The following is an 18,941-nucleotide window of genomic DNA, read 5'->3' as shown; positions in this document are numbered from 1 at the left end:
ATTTAAGATGGATAAAAAGAGAAAGTTAAATGAAGATATTAGTGACAGGTGGTGCTGGGTTCATAGGATCTGCGGTAGTTCGCCATATTATAAATAATACTCAAGATAGCGTGATTAATGTCGATAAGCTGACCTACGCAGGTAATCTTGAGTCTGTTTCCATGATCGCTCAAAATGACCGTTATGCTTTCGTCCAGGCTGATATCTGCAATAAAGAGGCAATTGATCAGATTTTTGCGGTGCACCAACCTGATGCCGTCATGCATCTGGCTGCCGAAAGTCATGTTGACCGTTCAATTACGGGGCCGGCTGAATTTATTGAAACCAATATTGTAGGGACTTATACCTTACTTGAAGCGACGCGTGCTTATTGGTCACAACTGACGGGCAATAAAAAAGAGGCATTTCGTTTTCATCATATCTCCACCGATGAAGTTTATGGAGACTTGCCTCATCCGGATGAGTGGAATGCTGAGGAAAAACTTCCTCTGTTTACTGAAAAAACGCCTTACGCACCAAGCAGCCCTTATTCAGCATCGAAGGCATCAAGCGATCATCTGGTTCGCTCCTGGCAGCGCACGTATGGCCTCCCTTGTATTGTCACCAACTGTTCTAACAACTACGGGCCGTATCATTTCCCGGAGAAACTCATTCCTTTAGTGATTTTAAATGCATTAGAAGGAAAGAGTTTGCCGATTTACGGTAAGGGCGATCAGATTCGCGACTGGTTATATGTAGAGGATCATGCTCGCGCGCTTTATACCGTGGTCACTAACGGCGAAGTTGGCGAGACATACAATATCGGAGGACATAATGAGAAGAAAAACTTCGATGTGGTTCTGACTATTTGTGATCTGCTGGATGAACTCGTTCCTAAAGAAAAATCCTATCGCGAACAGATCACGTATGTGACTGACCGCCCGGGTCATGACCGTCGTTATGCGATTGATGCAGAGAAAATTAATCATGCACTTGGCTGGAAACCGGTCGAAACCTTTGAAAGCGGTATCCGCAAAACTGTTCAGTGGTACTTAGATAATAAGTTGTGGGTGAACAACGTAAAAAGCGGAGCCTACAAGACCTGGGTTGAGCAGAATTATGGAGAGCGCAAATAATGAATATTCTTCTGTTCGGTAAAACGGGTCAGGTAGGTTGGGAATTACAGCGAGCACTCGCACCGTTGGGAAAGGTTATTGCGCTTGACGTACATACGCAAGAATATTGCGGAGATTTCAGTAATCCTGAAGGCGTTGCAGAAACAGTTCGCCGAATTAAACCTGATGTGATAGTCAACGCAGCTGCCCATACAGCTGTTGATAAAGCGGAATCAGAACGGGATTTCGCACAGCTATTAAATGCAACAAGTGTTGAAGCTATTGCAAAAGAGGCTGCTGCCATCGGTGCTTGGTTAGTCCATTATTCCACAGATTACGTTTTCCCTGGTGATGGCGTAACCCCATGGACTGAGGATGATGCAACCGGGCCGTTAAATACTTACGGTGAGACGAAACTTGCCGGAGAAGTGGCCGTTCAGAAGTATTGCCCGAAACATCTGATTTTTCGTACAAGTTGGGTGTATGCCGGTAAAGGCAACAACTTTGCTAAGACTATGCTTCGACTTGCTAAAGACAGAGAAGAACTGTCAATCATCAATGATCAGTTTGGCGCGCCTACAGGTGCAGAACTGCTTGCCGATTGTACCGCTCATGCAATCAGAACAGCGCTTAGCAAGCCTGAAGTCGCGGGTCTTTACCATCTGGTAGCTTCAGGTTCAACTACCTGGTTTGACTACGCTAATTTGGTTTTTGCTGAAGCTCAGAATAACGACTTTAAACTGGCCTTAAAGAAAACGCTACCTGTTGCCACAAGCGCGTATCCAACACCCGCACGGCGCCCAAATAACTCCAGGCTCGATAACCGTAAATTCCAGCACACCTTTAATTTAACCTTGCCATCCTGGGATATCGGCGTTGAACGCATGCTTGCAGAGTTATTCACACCTTCAGGCCTATAAAATGATTGTACTGCCTCAAGCGGCAGATTAAAAAATTGAGAGCTTAATATGACCACTCGTAAAGGAATTATTCTCGCAGGCGGATCTGGCACACGTTTATATCCTGTAACAATGGCAGTGAGTAAACAACTCTTACCTATTTATGACAAGCCTATGATTTATTACCCGATCAGCACACTCATGCTGGCGGGTATTCGAGATATATTAATTATTAGTACCCCGCAGGATACACCTCGTTTTGAACAATTACTGGGAGACGGTAGCCAGTGGGGGTTGAACCTGCAATATAAAGTTCAAGAAACTCCGGATGGCCTGGCTCAGGCTTTTGTAATTGGTGAAGAGTTTATTGGTGAAGATGATTGTGCGCTGGTGCTTGGTGACAATATTTTCTACGGGAATGATCTTCAAAAACAATTAGAAACAGCGGTGGCTAAAAAGTCTGGTGCAACGGTATTTGCATACCATGTTCATGATCCTGAGCGCTACGGTGTTGTTGAGTTTGATAAAGCAGGAGTAGCCATCTCTTTAGAAGAGAAACCTGTAGAGCCTAAAAGTAATTATGCAGTTACGGGTTTATATTTTTATGACAATAGCGTTGTTAAAATGGCAAAAGGATTAAAACCGTCTAAGCGTGGTGAGTATGAAATTACCGATATCAATCGTATCTATATGGAAGAAGGCCGACTTCAGGTTGCAATGATGGGCAGGGGCTATGCATGGTTGGATACAGGTACACATCAGAGCCTCATTGAGGCAAGTAACTTTATTCAAACAATTGAAATGCGCCAAGGACTGAAAGTTGCTTGCCCCGAAGAAATCGCTTTCCGCAAAGGTTTCATAACAGCTGAACAGGTTAGGGTATTAGCCGAACCACTATCAAAAAATAACTATGGTCAATATTTGCTGAAAATGGTCAAAGGTCATTGATTTATGAATGTTATAAAAACTGAAATTCCAGATGTATTAATTTTCGAGCCAAAAGTATTTGGTGATGACCGTGGGTTCTTCTTTGAAAGTTTTAACCAGAAGATATTTGAAGAAGCCGTTGGTGGTAAAGTGAATTTTGTCCAAGATAACCATTCCAAATCTTCAAAGGGTGTGCTTAGAGGATTGCATTACCAGCGTACACCGCATGCACAAGGTAAACTTGTTCGGTGCGCGCAAGGTGAGGTATATGACGTTGCCGTTGATATCAGGGAATCATCTCCGACATTTGGGAAGTGGGTAGGTGTTTACTTATCCGCTGAAAATAAACGTCAGCTTTGGATACCTGAAGGTTTTGCACATGGTTTTTATGCACTTAAAGATAATACAGAATTTTTATATAAAACGACGGATTACTATTCTCCAAAAGATGAATCATGCATCGCTTGGGATGACTCAACCCTAGCAATTGAATGGCCAATTGAAAATTCAAAACCTGAGCTATCTTCAAAAGATCTCTTAGGTAATAAATTTGCAGATATAAATACAAAAAATGTAAATTCTTAAGGCAGATATGAGCCTAATAAAACATAGTATATACAATCTAGCTGGTTTTGTTATCCCTACATTAGTAGCAATTCCTAGTCTAGGTATATTGGCTCGAACGCTGGGAACAGAGAGTTTTGGTTTATTTACCCTTGCGTTTGCTGTAGTGGGATATGCAAGCATATTCGATGCTGGTCTCACAAGAGCAGTGATTAGAGAAATCTCAATATTTAGAGAGGATTTGCAAGAAAGAAAAAATATAATATCGACAGCAACTATTACCGTAGCAATTCTTGGGCTATTTGCTGCTATATTAATATTTTTATCCGTAGGTAAAATAGCCGGTTTTCTAAACGTTTCGAATGATCTCACTAGCAATTTTGAAAAATCTTTTAAATTACTATCAATAGCAGTGCCTGTATTTTTGGTAAATCAGATTTGGCTTGCCTCCCTGGAAGGGATGGAACGCTTTGCTAATATAAACATTCAGAGAACTATAACCAGTTCAGCCCTTGCAATACTCCCTGCAATATTTGCATACTATAATCATACATTATATTCAGCAATTTTAGGTTTGGTAATCGGTAGAATTGCCTCACTAACAATTAGCTTTTTTTTCGCGCAAAAATTCATTGTCAGTGCAGGTATACGTTTCAATTATAAAACATTGCGACGTCTAATTATGTTTGGTGGTTGGATTACTATCAGTAATATTATTAGTCCTATTATGGTCTATTTCGATCGCTTTGTAATTTCTCACGTTTTAGGTGCGAGTAAAGTTGCATTTTATACGGCACCATCTGAGGCTGTGGCAAGACTCTTAAACATACCTGCGGCCTTGTCGAGAGCATTGTTTCCTAAGTTGAGCAGTAATAGTCTGGCGGCTGATAAAAACAAACTTGAGAAGCTGAGCTTTTATCTTATGCTCGGGGCGTGTTTACCTATAGTCATTGTAGGTTTTGTCTTCGCAAATACTATTATGACTGTTTGGATGGGGAGTGCTTATGCGGGTGAACCTGCTACTATATTAAGAATCCTTTTAATCGGCTTTATATTCAACGCATTAGCGCAAATACCATTTTCAAAAATTCAGGCAGCAGGGTACGCCAAAATTACTGCTACCCTTCACATGTGTGAGTTGGTCCCATATTTAATAGCGCTGTATTATCTTACGAACCATTTTTCGCTTATTGGGACGGCAATTGCCTGGACCTTAAGAGTTAGTTTGGATTTTTTTGCATTATATATTTTGTCTAGGAAGAAATATGTCTCACGTTGATATAGCTATGGCAACCTATAATGGAGAGTCTTATATTGAAGAGCAAATACTTTCTATTATTAATCAAACATACTCTTCATGGACTCTCTACATAAGTGATGATGCATCAACTGACAAAACACTCGACATTATTAACAAATACGAAAAAATAGATCCGCGAATAAAGCTGATTAATACTGAAAGGCAGGGAGGGGTTGTTAACAATTTCAACTGTGCACTCAGTGCGACTCGTGCAAACTATGTCCTTTTAGCCGACCAAGATGACTATTGGAATCATGATCGAGTTGAGAAACTGTTTTCTTATATCTCTGCAAGAGATACGTTTGATAAACCACTGATGGTTTTTAGTGACTTAGAAATTGTAGACGACAAGTTAGTCACGATATCTGAGAGCTTTTATAAAAGTAATTCTATCGATCCTCTGAAGAATTTAAACCCTGTGCAACTATTGTGGAAATGTAGCGTTTATGGTTGTACTACTATACTTAATAGAAGATTGTTAGATAAATGCCTGCCAATACCTGCAGGAATAACAATGCATGATAATTGGTTGGCACTAAACGCCGCCACTGAAAACGGTCTCGAATACCTCGACGTTAGAACTATTCGGTATAGGCAACATAGCAACAACGTCGTTGGTGGTGGAAATAAAGGCTTTATTAAAAAACTTTTATCATTAAATAAGAATATTACTAAGATGATAAAGTATCGTGGAAGTATAAACACTCTACTTGACGAAGCAAAAAATATACCATCGAATGATATTCTGCAGGGAGTAGACATCAAAGGTAAAAAAAGCGTTGATTTTGCTTTTAAAGAAATATTTCCAGCGATTTTTTTTCAAAGTAAAAAAGCTTATTCAATCTTAATTTTCATTATTTTCATGGTAAAACGATGATCTATTTTATCTATTTTACTTTGTTGTTATTCATAGCGGCTTATGGTTTTCAGAGACAAGGAAGAATATTATCTTTAATCATCACCTTTATAACATTTGCATGTACCTACCCAGCTGGAGGTGATTGGATAGGATATTTTCTGAATTATGACTGTATTGAAAATAGTATTTGTACTGTAAATACACCGACTTTCGAGTTCGGTTTTAATATATTTGTTTCAGCATTTGGTGGGCTTGGTTTTCTTGGGTATAACGCGCTAATTGTTGCCTTTAATGTTTATGCAATCAATCGATTCTCAAAGAAATTCGAAAATCCAGCATTTATATTTTTCGCGTTAATGAGTTTTTTTAGTTGGGTTATTTATATTGAGGCTATACGACAATCGATAGCTATTTCATTATTATTAATTGCCATTCCTTACTTGTTTAGTAAAGAAAAGTACAAGTACGCATTATTAATCATATTGGCAACAACATTTCATACGACTGCTTTAATTGGTTTGATTTTTCTAATCCCAATGATTTCAGTAAGATTATCTAAGCTGAGTTCATTCGGTGTGTTAATTGTATCAATTATATTTTTGGTAATGCCTGTTGTAACTTTAAATATGGTGTATATGCTTTTGCAGCCAGGTAGTATTGCGCAGCAAAAACTTAGTTACTATCTGAGTTCTGAAGCATACCAGCCACAATTTTCGGCGGGTATTGGTACTATTTTTGACTTTTTGTTATTATTTATAGTCATAAAAACATATCTCAATATTAACAAGCATAATGATTTCCAAAAATCCTCTCTAAATATAATAATACCTGGCGTGGTTTTGTATTTTAGCTTTAGCATCATTATTGGAAAGATGATGCCAGTAATGACTCGTATTGGTTGGTATGGTGTACCATTTTTAGTTATTTTTTTGAGTGCAAATATTTCTAATTCAATATTTATTGAAAAGATAAATTATAGGGCAAAAATACCACTTATTAGAATATGGTTGTACTTATTCTTAATATCTCAAATTGCACGCCCTTTGCTTTACGACCATTCAAGATACGGGATTTTAAATCAAACAACAATATTTCAGCAAGTTAACTATTTAGATGACCGTGGTCTTTACGCCCGTGCAGAGCAAAAATGTCAAGTACTGCATAAAATGGGGCTAACTTTTCTTTGTTCAATTTAAAGAATATCTGGCTAATTACTTGGAGAGCTTGTGATTATAATTGACGGTATTATTTTCTCCCTGCAACAGTCGGGTGGGATTTCTGTTTATTTCGATGAGTTGATAAAAGAAATTAAAAAAAATGATATTTCCTATAGTTTGATTGTTTACGATAATAATAATCCTTATGTTGAAGGGTTGCCTGTAAATACTAAGACTCGATTAAATATGAACATTGAACGGTTTCTTGATGTTGATCTGGGTTTTTTCGAAAAAGGAAGTTCTATTTTCCACTCAAGCTATTATCGCTTGCCGAATAAAAAAATCAGGAGCGAGTTAACTGTAATCACAACAGTTCATGACTTCACTGAAGAGATTTTTTCTCGTGGCGCTAAAAGTTATGTACATCATTGGCAAAAGAAGAGAGCTATCTTAGGGAGCGATGGTATTATTTGCATTTCAGAATGTACAAAAAAAGATTTATTAAAATTCATTCCAGAAGCAGCCAATATACCAATTAAAGTAATATATAACGGTGTGGGTGATTTTAAGCCTGCAGCAAACAAAAAATCTTCAGAGAAATATGTGCTTTTCGTCGGTGCACGAAATGGATATAAAAACTTTAGCGCCTGTGTCCAGTCATTGTCGACTCATTCTGACTTAAATCTTGTTGTTGTTGGTGGCGGGCAGTTTACTAATGACGAGATTAACTTTTTGGAAGGGAATGTTCCTGGAAGATATCGACATGCCGGTTATGTAACAGAAGTCCTTCTTAATGATTTATATTCACAAGCCTATTGTTTAATCTATCCGTCATTGTATGAAGGATTTGGTATTCCAGTTATTGAGGCTATGAAATCTGGTTGTCCGGTCATCGGTAGTAATAGTTCTTCAGTGAGTGAGATAGCTTCAGGCGCTGCAATTTTAATAGACGATATTACAAGTGATAAGATTAGTGATGCATTGGTGGTACTAAAAGATGATGTTTATCGCAGTAATTTGATCGCTACCGGATTTGAGCATTCTCAAAAATATTCATGGTCGAAGATGGCAGAGCAAACTTTAAATTTCTATAATGAAATAAGAGATCCAAAATGAAAAAAGCATTAATCACGGGTATTACTGGTCAAGACGGTTCTTATTTAGCTGAACTCTTATTAGAAAAGGGCTATGAGGTTCATGGTATCATTCGCAGGACTTCGTCTTTTAACACAGAACGTATTGATAGCGCGCTGAGCAATAGTAAAAATGTTCATCTGCATTATGGCGACCTCACAGACTCATCTAACTTGATCCGTTTAATGCAAGAAATTGAACCTGATGAAGTTTACAATCTGGGGGCTATGTCCCACGTTGCCGTCTCATTTGAGTCGCCAGAATATACCGCAGACGTCGACGCGATTGGCACTTTGAGACTTTTAGAGGCGATCCGTATTTGCAAATTAGAAAATAAAACTCGCTTCTACCAGGCTTCCACTTCTGAGTTATATGGCTTGGTGCAAGAAATTCCTCAAAAAGAGACAACCCCTTTCCATCCACGCTCACCCTATGCTGTCGCTAAAATGTATGCTTATTGGATCACTGTGAACTATCGTGAATCTTATGGGATGTATGCCTGCAATGGCATCCTCTTTAATCATGAGTCTCCGCGTCGTGGAGAAACATTTGTCACCCGAAAAATCACCCGTACGCTTTCTAATATTGCTCAAGGTTTAGAAACTACTCTCCAATTAGGCAACATGGATTCTTTGAGGGATTGGGGGCATGCAAAAGACTATGTCCGTATGCAGTGGATGATGCTGCAGCAAAATGAAGCCGATGATTTTGTAATCGCAACAGGCAAACAAATCTCTGTCCGAGAATTTGTCCGTATGTCAGCTGCTCAGCTCGGTATCGAGTTGCAATTTAGTGGCACCGGGATTGATGAAATTGCGACAGTAGTTTCGGTTGTTGGAGAAGATGCACCGGGTGTTAAAATTGGGGATACTATTGTTTCTGTTAATCCTCGATATTTCCGTCCTGCAGAAGTTGAAACCTTATTAGGTGACCCGAGTAAAGCTAAGAATGTCTTAGGATGGGAACCTCTTATTACTGTTGAGGAGATGTGTACAGAAATGATAAGACATGATCTCAGCAAGGCAAAACAGCATGCGTTACTGAAAGCAAATGGTTATGACGTTTCAATTTCTGTGGAAAGTTAAAGATGAAAAAAAGAATATTTATTGCAGGTCATCGTGGCATGGTAGGGTCGGCTATCTATAAAAAGTTGTCATCCATCTCAAATGTCGAATTAATTACCCGTACTCATCAGGAACTTGATCTTCTTTCACAAAAAGATGTAAGTGAATTCTTTTCAACTGAGAATATAGATGAGGTCTATTTGGCAGCCGCCAAAGTGGGTGGGATACATGCTAACAATGCTTTTCCCGCTGAATTCATATATGAAAATATGATGATCGAATGCAACGTTATAAATGCTGCTCACTTGTCAGGAGTTCAGAAATTATTATTTTTGGGGTCAAGTTGCATTTATCCTAAAAATGCTGATCAACCAATGGCAGAGAACGCTTTACTTACTGGTGTCCTTGAACCGACGAACGAGCCCTATGCAATAGCAAAGATAGCCGGAATAAAAATGTGTGAGTCATACAGCAGGCAATATGGCAGAGACTACCGCAGTGTAATGCCTACAAATTTGTATGGGGAGAATGATAATTTTCACTCTGAAAACTCGCACGTCGTTCCTGCTTTGTTACGTCGCTTTCATGAGGCAATGCTTAACGATGATGAAGAAGTTGTTGTCTGGGGGAGCGGACAGCCAATGAGAGAATTTTTGTATGTAGATGATATGGCTGACGCCAGCATTTTTGTAATGAATTTGTCCCAGTCTACCTATAATGAAAATACTCATGAAATGTTATCTCATATTAACGTAGGAACCGGAAAAGATTGCTCTATTAAAGAGCTGGCCTTGACCATTGCAGATGTTGTTAATTTCAAAGGAAAAGTATCCTTTGATAGCTCCAAACCTGATGGTACACCACGTAAATTGATGAATGTTGAGCGCTTGGCCGACATGGGTTGGACCTACACAACCGCTTTGAAAACAGGGTTGGAAAAAACCTACGCCTGGTTTTTGGAAAATCAGCAACTGATAAGAAAATAGTATTATGAATCTGTTAAGTGATGATGATTTTCTGAGAGTTATTCAAAATACACCTCTCGTTTCCATTGACTTCATTATACAAAATAGCTCCGGCGAGTTTCTTTTGGGGAAACGGCTTAATAAACCAGCAAAGAATTTTTGGTTTGTCCCTGGTGGTCGTATCCGTAAAAATGAAAAAATTGAAGATGCATTTCTTCGGTTGACATTCGATGAGTTAAAAACACCTCTTGAATTTAATGGTGCTGCTCTCCGAGGTGTATATCAGCATCATTATGAAGATAGCTATGCTAGTGACAACATCTCCACTCATTATGTTGTGCTCGCATATGATGTAAATGAAGATGTTAATTTAGAACGCTTGCCTTTAGAACAACATAATAGTTATAAATGGTTTGACATAAATGAACTCATGAAATCTGATGATGTTCATTTGTATACAAAAAACTATTTTCAGAATAGGTAATAATGATATGTCATCTAAATTGCTGCCAATAATTATGGCTGGTGGTGCTGGTAGTCGTTTGTGGCCTTTGTCACGTGCACTTTATCCCAAACAATTTCTTGCTTTAACCTCGGAAAGCACTATGTTGCAAAATACTATTTCGAGATTGGAAAATGTGTCACATCTACCCGCCTATTTCATCTGTAATGAAGAGCACCGCTTTATAGTTGCTGAACAGCTTCGTTCAAAAAATATATCATACGGTGGCATATTTTTAGAGCCTGTTGGTCGTAATACCGCTCCCGCAATTACACTTGCCGCACTACAGGCACAACAGAATCAAAATGATCCTCTTCTGCTTATCTTAGCAGCAGACCATGTCATTAAAGATGAGGATGCTTTTTTAAGGGCAGTTGAAGTTGCTTTGCCACATGCTGAAAATGGAAAGCTAGTTACTTTTGGGATTGTGCCATCATATCCTGAAACGGGATACGGTTATATTAAGCAAGGCGAACCAGTGGGTAATTCTGCCTATGAGGTTGATGCTTTTGTTGAAAAACCAGATATGGATAAAGCGTGTGAATATTTATCCACAGGAAAATATTATTGGAACAGTGGCATGTTCCTTTTTAAAACATCAAAATACTTATCTGAAATCAAAAAGTTTCGCCCTGAAATTTACAACGCTTGCTTAAAGGCATTATCGGGGCAACATACTGATTTAGATTTTATCAGACTAGACGATGATGAATTCCTTCTCTGTCCTGAGGAGTCTGTCGATTACGCGGTAATGGAGCAGACAGAAGACGCTGTACTAGTGCCGATGGATGCAGAGTGGAGCGATGTGGGTTCTTGGTCTGCCCTTTGGGACGTGAATGCCAAAGATGATTCAAATAATGCAGTACGTGGCGATGTGATTACGTTTAACACGCATGACAGCTATATTTACTCGCAAAATAAATTAGTGGCGACTGTCGGCGTAGATAATTTAGTCATAGTAGAAACTAAAGATGCTCTTCTGGTTGCGAATAAAAGCCACGTACAAGATGTAAAGGAAATTGTTAATAAATTAAAAGCACTCAATCGCACAGAGTATCTCCAGCATCGTGAGGTTTACCGACCATGGGGATCGCATGATGCAGTTTCCGAGGGTGCCAGATTTCACGTAAAAAAAGTTACTGTTAATCCAGAACAACGCACCGCCACACAAATACATCACCACCGTGCCGAACATTGGATAGTTGTTAGCGGAACAGCCAAAGTTCGAAGAGGTAATGAAACATATTTAGTGACTGAAAACGAGTCTACATATATACCGATCGGAATCGCCCATTCAATTGAAAATCCAGGTAAGATTCCCCTTGAAATTATTGAAGTCAGGACAGGGATCTACTTATCTGAAGATGATGTTGTTCGTGTCGATGATCGAGGTGTGGGATATTGACCATGAAAGTTACTATTATTACGGCGACCTTTAACAGTTCGAAAACAATACAAGATACAATTTTATCACTTGAAAGTCAGACTTATAATAACATCGAGTATATTATTGTTGATGGGAATTCGAAAGATAATACACTTGAGATCATAAATGAGTACTCAACTCGTGTGTCAACTGTTATATGTGAACCCGATAAAGGTATTTATGATGCTCTGAATAAGGGAATATCTGCTGCTACTGGTGATGTAATAGGATTCTTACATTCTGATGATATTCTAGCTTATCCTGATGCTATAACTGATATTGTTTCAAAATTTTCAGAAGGTAACTTCGATGCTGTCTATGCGGATTTAGAATATGTTTCGCAGGACAATACAAATCTTGTGGTCAGAAAATGGAAAAGTGGGGATTATAACGTCAGTAAACTGAAATATGGGTGGATGCCACCTCACCCCAGTTTCTATATGAAGCGCTCTCGTTATATTGAATGGGGTGTTTTTAATTTAAACTATAAAATTTCTGCTGATTACGATTCCCTGCTTAGATATCTATGGGTTCACAAAGCAAAAGCTGTATATTTGCCAAGGGTGCTCACTAAAATGCGCGTTGGCGGTATAAGCAATCGTTCATTGAAAAACATAATTCAAAAGTCTAGAGAAGACGTAAACGTAATCAAAATGAATGGCCTTTTTTGGCCAATTGCACTTTTGTTTAAAAACTTATCTAAATTACCTCAATTTATAAAGTGATATTATGCCCCCTCTAACATGTTTTAAGGCCTACGATATCCGTGGCCGTTTGGGTGAAGAGCTCAATGAAGATATAGCATGGAGAATTGGCCGTGCTTTTGGTGAATATTTAAAACCTAAAACAATTGTTTTGGGTGGTGATGTGCGCCTTAGCAGTGAATCTTTGAAGTTGGCACTAGCGCGAGGTTTACAGGATGCAGGAGTAGATGTTCTGGACATTGGTTTATCCGGAACAGAAGAGATTTACTTTGCTACTTCTCATCTCAACGTTGATGGCGGCATAGAAGTTACCGCCAGTCATAACCCAATGGATTATAACGGCATGAAATTGGTTCGCCGCGATTCACGACCAATCAGCGGTGACTCAGGACTTCGAGATATTCAACGTTTAGCAGAGGAAAACAATTTCTCTCCAGTAGATGATTCCAATAGGGGACGTTACGAAAAAATATCTGTAGTCGACCAATATATCGATCACCTGTTTTCTTATGTAAATGTTGATAATATTACTCCGAAAAAGTTTGTTATTAACTCTGGCAACGGTGCTGCAGGGCCAATTATTGATGCAATCGAGAAGCGTTTCAAAAAGCTAAATATTCCACTGACATTAGTCAAAGTTCATCATAAACCTGATGGAACTTTCCCTAATGGTATCCCAAATCCATTATTGCCCGAGTGCCGTTCTGATACCAGTAATGCTGTAGTCAAGCATGGTGCCGATATGGGTATTGCTTTTGATGGAGATTTTGATAGGTGTTTCTTGTTCGATGAAAAAGGAGAGTTTATCGAAGGGTATTATATTGTCGGATTACTCGCAGCCGCATTTCTAGAAAAAAATCCAGGTTCGAAGATCATTCACGATCCTCGACTATCATGGAATACTATCGATATTGTGACTAAAGGCGGTGGTACGCCGATTATGTCGAAGACGGGGCATGCTTTCATCAAAGAACGTATGCGCGAAGAAGATGCTATTTATGGTGGTGAAATGAGTGCTCACCATTACTTCCGCGATTTTGCATATTGTGATAGTGGAATGATCCCTTGGCTGTTAGTGGCTGAGCTTTTATGTTTAAAGGGTCAGACACTTAGTCAACTGGTTGAAGATAGAGTGGCTGCATGGCCAGCGAGTGGGGAAATAAACAGTAAATTAGCTAATCCTAAAGTTTCTATAGACCATGTTTATCAACATTTTGCTCCTTTGGCTCAGGAGATTGATCATACTGATGGAATAAGTATGAGCTTTGAGAATTGGCGATTTAATCTTAGAAGTTCTAATACTGAGCCTGTTGTGCGGTTAAATGTTGAATCCCGCGGTGATGAGTTGCTGATGAAGCAAAAGACTGCAGAAATTATGAAACTTCTTTCTTCATAAGGTTTCACCTTTCTGAATGATAGTCCACCAACTGAATGCAATGCGGCATCTAACTCTATCCACTTCACATCTCCTGAGTTAACATCAGAAATGCATTCAGTACGGCATCGTAGTCGTAGCACCCATCCTAAAGACAGGAGTTTGTAATGTCCAAACAACAGATCGGCGTTGTCGGTATGGCGGTCATGGGCCGTAACCTCGCGCTTAACATCGAAAGCCGTGGTTATTCCGTTTCCATTTTTAACCGTTCCGGCGACAAGACTGATGAAGTCATCGCTGAAAACCCGGGTAAAAATCTGGTCCCGCACTACACCGTCGAAGAGTTTGTTGACTCGCTGGAAAAACCACGTCGTATCTTGCTGATGGTGAAAGCCGGTGAAGCAACTGACAAAACCATCGCATCCCTGACTCCGCATTTGGATAAAGGCGACATCCTCATCGATGGCGGCAACACTTACTATAAAGACACCATTCGTCGTAACCGTGAACTGTCCGAGCAGGGCTTCAACTTTATCGGTACTGGCGTTTCCGGCGGAGAAGAGGGCGCACTGAAAGGCCCATCTATCATGCCTGGTGGTCAGAAAGAAGCGTATGCACTGGTTGCTCCCATCCTCGAGAAAATCGCTGCACGTGCTGATGATGGTGATGCTTGTGTCGCTTACATTGGCGCAGATGGTGCAGGCCACTACGTCAAGATGGTTCACAACGGGATTGAATACGGTGACATGCAGCTGATTGCTGAAGCTTATTCTCTGCTGAAACAGTCTCTCAACCTGAACAATGAAGAACTTGCTGCTACTTTTGCTGACTGGAATAAAGGTGAGCTCAACAGCTACCTTATCGACATCACCAAAGATATCTTCACTAAGAAAGATGAAGAAGGTAAATACCTGGTTGACGTTATTCTTGATGAAGCGGCCAACAAAGGCACTGGTAAATGGACCAGCCAGAGCTCTCTGGATCTCGGCGAGCCACTGACTCTGATCACTGAATCAGTCTTTGCCCGTTACCTGTCTTCATTGAAAGATCAGCGTGTAGCTGCGTCAAAAGTATTGTCTGGCCCGGCGGTTAAACCTTTCGAGGGTGACAAAGCTGAGTTCATCGAGAAAGTGCGTCGCGCGTTGTATCTGGGCAAAATTGTTTCCTACGCTCAGGGCTTCTCACAGTTGAAAGCCTCTTCTGATGAAAACAACTGGGATCTGAACTACGGCGAAATCGCTAAGATCTTCCGTGCCGGTTGCATTATCCGCGCCCAGTTCCTGCAGAAAATTACCGATGCGTATACTGAGAATGCTTCCATTGCTAACCTGCTGCTCGCTCCGTACTTCAAAAATATCGCTGATGAATACCAGCAAGCGCTGCGTGATGTGGTGTCTTATGCTGTTCAGAACGGCATTCCAACGCCAACGTTCTCTGCTGCGATCAATTACTACGACAGCTACCGTTCAGCGGTTCTGCCAGCTAACCTGATTCAGGCACAGCGCGATTACTTCGGTGCACATACTTACAAACGTACTGATAAAGACGGCGTATTCCATACTGAATGGTTGGATTAATATAAGCTGTTTAATCTACTACGCCCCAGATCAGGGGCGTTTTTTTTGCATATCCCTCTATAAATACCCTAAGTTATTTTTTCGGGGGATTCTTAAGAAAATTATTACTTTTAATGGAAAATTTCGAAATAAATCTGTCTATAATCGATGGACACATATCACTGACCAAATGTGACTGTTTTCTGTAGGGTAATCATGAATCAAGATAATAAAATGACAAATAACCTGTCTTCGAAGCAAAATGAAGAGATTGACCTGATCGATGTTCTCATGCAGTTGTGGCGTGGGAAAGTTGTCATAATCTCTGTTATGGTACTTGCAATTATTTTAGCGACAGTTTATGTGCTGGTAGCCAAACAAAAATGGACTTCAGATGCAATTATAACTTATCCAGATTCTGGTCAAATAGCTAACTACAACAATGCGATGAGTGTGTTGTACAGCCAGAATCCTTCAAATGCTCCCACAGTAGTTGATGTTCAACAACGTTTTTTCAGCCGGTTCAATGCTTCAATTTCTGCTTTATCTGAACAGCTTGATAATCAGGCGGATCCGGAAAAGCTTATAATAACTCCGGCCGTTAAAGATCAACCTGTCCCTCTCAAAATCAGTTATACCGCTAAAACTGCTGGGGAGGCACAAAAAACCCTCACGACTTACATACAGCAGATTAACAAGCGGGTAGTTACTGAACTTGATAATGACTTGCAAATTAGCATCAATTCTAAAGTTGAAGACCTCAAAGAGGATTTAGCAACTCAGGAAAAGGTCGCTCTGGAGAAGAAAGATCTTCGTTTGAAAATGTTGAATCAGGCATTGCTGGTTGCCCAACAGGCCAATATTAAAGATACTCTGGTTCAGCAGGCTGAAACACTCTCCGAAGACACTCTTTTTGTTCTTGGTAGCGATGCATTGTCTGCCACCATTAAAAATGAAGCCACACGGCCATTGCCATTAGATGCTTCTTATTTTCAGGCTCGTCAAACATTGTTAGCTATCGCTGCGTTAAAATCTAAACCTGATTCAACTTATTCGCTTCGCTACGTTATGAAACCTGATCTGCCAATACATAGAGACAGCCCTAAGAAAGTGTTAATTTTACTGCTTGGTGCCGTTCTGGGTATTATTCTGGGTTCTGTGATTGTGCTGGGGCGAAACATGGTGAAGAGTTACAACCCCCGTAACTGACAGTTTGCCATACAAAAATAAAGCCGCCAATGCATCTGCAAAGGCGGCTTTTTTGTGTCCGAAATCCAGCGTTACTTCTTATGGCGCTGACGTAAATTCTCAATCACAGCACTGAGGTTCAGATCCTGGTCCTGCAGTAAGACCAGCAGATGATAAACCAGATCCGATGCTTCATTTTTCAGTTCAAAGCGATCGTTGACCGTTGCCGCCAGCGCAACTTCGACGCCTTCTTCACCGACTTTCTGTGCAATACGCTTGGTGCCGCTGGCGTAAAGTTTCGCGGTGTAAGAGCTGTCCGGGTCGGCTGTTTTGCGTGAGGCGAGCAACTCTTCCAGCTGATAGAGGAATGCCCAGTCGGTTTCTGCCGGATGGAAGCAGCTGTTATTGCCTTTGTGGCAGGTCGGGCCGACGGGATTTGCCAGAACCAGCAGGGTGTCGTTGTCGCAATCCGGGGTGATGCTGACAACATTCAGATAGTTTTCTGATGTCTCCCCTTTGGTCCACAGACGTTCTTTCGTGCGGGAATAAAAAGTCACTTTGCCGGAAGACTGTGTAACGCTCAGCGCTTCCTGATTCATATAGCCAAGCATCAGCACTTCACCCGACACGGCATGCTGGATGATAGCCGGCATCAGGTTATCCACTTTTTCCCAGTCGAGCTGGCTGATTTGTTCTCCGGTCAGCAGACCGGTTTTTACATCCTGATTACTCACAAGCGGATCTCCACGCCATTTTCGGCCAAGAAGCTTTTCAGCTCGCCAATATTAATGATTTGTTTGTGGAACACTGAGGCTGCCAGTGCGCCATCGACGCGTGCTTCTGTAAAGGCATCGAGGAAGTGCGGCATGGTGCCCGCGCCACCGGAGGCGATCAGCGGAACGTGACACACTTCGCGGATCATCTTCAACTGCTCCAGATCGTAGCCGTTACGCACGCCGTCCTGATTCATCATGTTCAGCACAATTTCACCCGCACCGCGCTCCTGAACTTCCTTCACCCAGTCGATGGTTTGCCAGGTAGTGATTTTGGTGCGCGCTTCATCACCGGTGAACTGATGAACCTGATAGGTTCCGGTCGCTGCGTCGTGCCAGGTATCGATGCCCACCACGATGCACTGTACACCATAACGGTCGGCGAGACGGCTAATCAACGTCGGGTCGGCCAGAGCAGGGGAGTTGATGGAGATTTTGTCCGCCCCGAACTGCAAAATACGTCCTGCATCTTCGAGGCTTTTAATGCCGCCAGCCACGCAGAATGGAATATCGATCACTTCTGCCACGCGTGACACCCAGCTTTTATCCACGACGCGCCCGTCACTGGATGCGGTGATGTCGTAGAACACCAGCTCGTCCGCGCCTTCCTGGGCATAACGCTGCGCCAGTGGCACGATATCACCAATGATTTCGTGATTACGGAACTGCACGCCTTTCACTACCTGACCGTCTTTTACGTCGAGGCAGGGGATTATCCGTTTTGCCAGCATGAGATTGCCTCCGTCACATTAAATTTACCGTCGAGCAATGCGCGCCCGACAATCACGCCTTCAACGCCGCTGTCACGTAACGCTGCAATATCATCCAGCGAGCCGATACCGCCGGAGGCCTGAAATGCAACCTGCGGATAGCGTGCAGTCACTTCGCGATAAAGCTCGACGTTGGAACCGGCCAGTGTACCGTCGCGGGAGATATCCGTGCACAGCACATGTTTCAGCCCAAAGGGCAAATACTGTTCGACGATGTGCTCCAGGGTGGCGTTTGAGTTTTCCTGCCAGCCGCTGATGGCGACGTTTTTGGTGCCGTTGCTGTCGATGCGAACATCCAGCGCCAGCACCAGCGCATCAGCGCCGAAACGGCTGAACCAGCCCTGAACGGTGGCCGGATCTTTGACCGCCGTTGAGCCGACGACCACGCGTGTGGCACCGGCATTCAGCAACGCTTCGACATCCTGCTCATTGCGGATGCCGCCGCCGACCTGCACCGGCACGGACACACCGGCCAGTAATGTCGTCAGTAGCGGGATCTGTCGTGCCGACGGGTCTTTTGCGCCGGTTAAATCGACAAGGTGTAAAACCTGCGCACCCTGCTGCTGATAATCCTGCAATCGCGGCAGCGGATCGTTGCCGTAGTCACGTTGCTGACCGTAATCGCCCTGATGCAAGCGCACCACGCTGCCTTCGATCAAATCCAAAGCGGGAATAATCATGCTG

At 41.6% G+C, this 18,941-nt stretch carries 19 protein-coding genes; 16 read left to right on the top strand and 3 right to left on the bottom strand.

What is annotated here, in order from left to right; genetic code table 11:
• Positions 1-29 precede the first annotated feature (29 nt).
• The 16 genes from rfbB to wzzB all read left to right on the top strand — a co-directional run bounded on the left by rfbB (position 30) and on the right by wzzB (position 16,735).
• On the top strand, positions 30-1,115 hold the full coding sequence (rfbB, locus tag J1779_RS12755) for a dTDP-glucose 4,6-dehydratase (RefSeq protein ID WP_217203930.1): 1,086 nt from the start codon (positions 30-32) through the stop codon (positions 1,113-1,115).
• Positions 1,115-2,014 carry a dTDP-4-dehydrorhamnose reductase gene (gene rfbD, locus J1779_RS12750; protein WP_217203929.1) on the top strand — a complete coding sequence of 300 codons (900 nt, stop codon included), beginning with the start codon at positions 1,115-1,117 and terminating at the stop codon, positions 2,012-2,014. The genes rfbB and rfbD overlap by 1 nt, the downstream gene beginning before the upstream one ends.
• A gap of 48 nt (positions 2,015-2,062) precedes the next feature.
• A complete protein-coding gene (gene rfbA / locus J1779_RS12745) occupies positions 2,063-2,941 on the top strand; it encodes a glucose-1-phosphate thymidylyltransferase RfbA (protein ID WP_217203928.1) in 879 nt (292 codons plus the stop codon).
• Between the two features lie 3 nt (positions 2,942-2,944).
• A complete protein-coding gene (gene rfbC, locus J1779_RS12740; RefSeq protein ID WP_122094933.1) occupies positions 2,945-3,505 on the top strand; it encodes a dTDP-4-dehydrorhamnose 3,5-epimerase in 561 nt (186 codons plus the stop codon).
• Between the two features lie 7 nt (positions 3,506-3,512).
• A complete protein-coding gene (locus J1779_RS12735) occupies positions 3,513-4,763 on the top strand; it encodes a flippase (protein WP_217203927.1) in 1,251 nt (416 codons plus the stop codon).
• Positions 4,750-5,661 carry a glycosyltransferase family 2 protein gene (locus J1779_RS12730; RefSeq protein ID WP_217203926.1) on the top strand — a complete coding sequence of 304 codons (912 nt, stop codon included), beginning with the start codon at positions 4,750-4,752 and terminating at the stop codon, positions 5,659-5,661. The genes J1779_RS12735 and J1779_RS12730 overlap by 14 nt, the downstream gene beginning before the upstream one ends.
• The gene (locus J1779_RS12725; RefSeq protein WP_217203925.1) at positions 5,658-6,839 is read left to right on the top strand and encodes an EpsG family protein; all 1,182 of its coding nucleotides are present in this window, start codon (positions 5,658-5,660) and stop codon (positions 6,837-6,839) included. Before J1779_RS12730 ends, J1779_RS12725 begins: the two co-directional genes overlap by 4 nt.
• 30 nt (positions 6,840-6,869) lie before the next feature.
• A complete protein-coding gene (locus tag J1779_RS12720) occupies positions 6,870-7,916 on the top strand; it encodes a glycosyltransferase family 4 protein (RefSeq protein WP_217203924.1) in 1,047 nt (348 codons plus the stop codon).
• Positions 7,913-9,019, top strand: coding sequence for a GDP-mannose 4,6-dehydratase (gene gmd / locus J1779_RS12715; protein WP_122094942.1), 1,107 nt, complete (start codon positions 7,913-7,915; stop codon positions 9,017-9,019). Before J1779_RS12720 ends, gmd begins: the two co-directional genes overlap by 4 nt.
• A 2-nt stretch (positions 9,020-9,021) precedes the next feature.
• Complete coding sequence (fcl, locus tag J1779_RS12710) at positions 9,022-9,984, top strand: GDP-L-fucose synthase (protein ID WP_217203923.1); 963 nt, start codon at positions 9,022-9,024, stop codon at positions 9,982-9,984.
• A 4-nt stretch (positions 9,985-9,988) separates the two neighbouring features.
• Positions 9,989-10,447 carry a GDP-mannose mannosyl hydrolase gene (locus tag J1779_RS12705; RefSeq protein WP_217203922.1) on the top strand — a complete coding sequence of 153 codons (459 nt, stop codon included), beginning with the start codon at positions 9,989-9,991 and terminating at the stop codon, positions 10,445-10,447.
• A 7-nt stretch (positions 10,448-10,454) separates the two neighbouring features.
• Entirely contained in the window at positions 10,455-11,870 is a 1,416-nt protein-coding gene (locus J1779_RS12700) for a mannose-1-phosphate guanylyltransferase/mannose-6-phosphate isomerase (RefSeq protein WP_217203921.1), read from the top strand.
• Positions 11,871-11,872: 2 nt separating this feature from the next.
• Entirely contained in the window at positions 11,873-12,616 is a 744-nt protein-coding gene (locus J1779_RS12695; protein ID WP_217203920.1) for a glycosyltransferase family 2 protein, read from the top strand.
• A gap of 4 nt (positions 12,617-12,620) precedes the next feature.
• On the top strand, positions 12,621-13,991 hold the full coding sequence (gene cpsG / locus J1779_RS12690; RefSeq protein WP_217203919.1) for a phosphomannomutase CpsG: 1,371 nt from the start codon (positions 12,621-12,623) through the stop codon (positions 13,989-13,991).
• A gap of 146 nt (positions 13,992-14,137) precedes the next feature.
• The gene (gene gndA / locus J1779_RS12685) at positions 14,138-15,547 is read left to right on the top strand and encodes an NADP-dependent phosphogluconate dehydrogenase (RefSeq protein ID WP_217203918.1); all 1,410 of its coding nucleotides are present in this window, start codon (positions 14,138-14,140) and stop codon (positions 15,545-15,547) included.
• A 195-nt stretch (positions 15,548-15,742) separates the two neighbouring features.
• On the top strand, positions 15,743-16,735 hold the full coding sequence (gene wzzB / locus J1779_RS12680; RefSeq protein ID WP_217203917.1) for an LPS O-antigen chain length determinant protein WzzB: 993 nt from the start codon (positions 15,743-15,745) through the stop codon (positions 16,733-16,735).
• Between the two features lie 71 nt (positions 16,736-16,806).
• Here wzzB and hisIE read toward each other — a convergent pair whose 3' ends face one another.
• The 3 genes from hisIE to hisA are packed head-to-tail and all read right to left on the bottom strand — an operon-like array spanning position 16,807 to position 18,937.
• Entirely contained in the window at positions 16,807-17,421 is a 615-nt protein-coding gene (gene hisIE / locus J1779_RS12675; RefSeq protein ID WP_122095611.1) for a bifunctional phosphoribosyl-AMP cyclohydrolase/phosphoribosyl-ATP diphosphatase HisIE, read from the bottom strand.
• Between the two features lie 23 nt (positions 17,422-17,444).
• Positions 17,445-18,218, bottom strand: coding sequence for an imidazole glycerol phosphate synthase subunit HisF (gene hisF, locus J1779_RS12670; protein WP_056769579.1), 774 nt, complete (start codon positions 18,216-18,218; stop codon positions 17,445-17,447).
• Complete coding sequence (gene hisA, locus J1779_RS12665; RefSeq protein ID WP_122094958.1) at positions 18,200-18,937, bottom strand: 1-(5-phosphoribosyl)-5-[(5-phosphoribosylamino)methylideneamino]imidazole-4-carboxamide isomerase; 738 nt, start codon at positions 18,935-18,937, stop codon at positions 18,200-18,202. The genes hisF and hisA overlap by 19 nt, the downstream gene beginning before the upstream one ends.
• Between the last annotated feature and the right edge of the window lie 4 nt (positions 18,938-18,941).

The sequence above is a fragment of the Rahnella rivi genome (genome assembly GCF_019049655.1).
GTDB classification, from domain to species: domain Bacteria; phylum Pseudomonadota; class Gammaproteobacteria; order Enterobacterales; family Enterobacteriaceae; genus Rahnella; species Rahnella rivi.
The sequence above is the reverse complement of the archived record's forward strand: the minus strand, read 5'-3'. Positions and strand labels throughout refer to the sequence as shown.